We start from the raw sequence: 694 nt of genomic DNA on the forward strand, positions 1-694 counted from the left end.
ACAGAACTGGCTCGCCGATGCAGAAGGCCAGATATTCTTCTGCGCTGAATCCGCCGGACGCCGCGAAGCACTGAAAGAACTGTTGCAGCGCATTAAAGTACTGCCAGATGAATTTGAACGCTGGCCTGATGCGCTGGTGTCTGAGAAACGTATTCTGATGTTGACCGGCCCGCTGGAAGCCGGGGCATCGCTTAACGATGACAAGCGTCTGATTCATCTGATCACGGAGAATGAGCTGTTTGGTCAGCGCATTCGTCAGACTCGCCGTCGCCAGAAACAAAAGACCGACAGCGACATGGTAATCCGTGACCTGTCGGAACTGAAAGAAGGCTCGCCGGTTGTTCATCTGGATCATGGCGTGGGTCGCTATATCGGGCTGCAGACGCTGGACGCCGGTGGTCAGGTAAACGAATTCGTGGTGCTGGAATATTCAGGGAAAGACAAATTGTACGTCCCCGTTTCCAGCCTCCACCTGATCTCACGTTACGGCGGTGGCGCCGAGGAAACTGCGCCAATCAATAAACTGGGCACAGACAAGTGGTCGGCGGCAAAACGTAAAGCCGCCGAGAAAATCCGTGACACCGCCGCAGAGCTGCTTGATATCTACGCCCGCCGCCAGGCCCGCAAAGGCTTTGCGTTTGATGAGCCTGATACCGATTACGAGCGCTTTGCAGCAGGCTTCCCTTACGAAGAA

At 55.2% G+C, this 694-nt stretch carries 1 protein-coding gene; it reads left to right on the top strand.

The window, feature by feature from the left end:
• Positions 1–694 (top strand): CarD family transcriptional regulator (locus B2R29_RS11890; RefSeq protein ID WP_301181258.1); only part of this gene is annotated, 694 nt, incomplete at both ends.

It is taken from the genome of Thalassolituus sp. UBA3500 (genome assembly GCF_002377545.1).
GTDB lineage: Bacteria > Pseudomonadota > Gammaproteobacteria > Pseudomonadales > Oceanobacteraceae > Thalassolituus.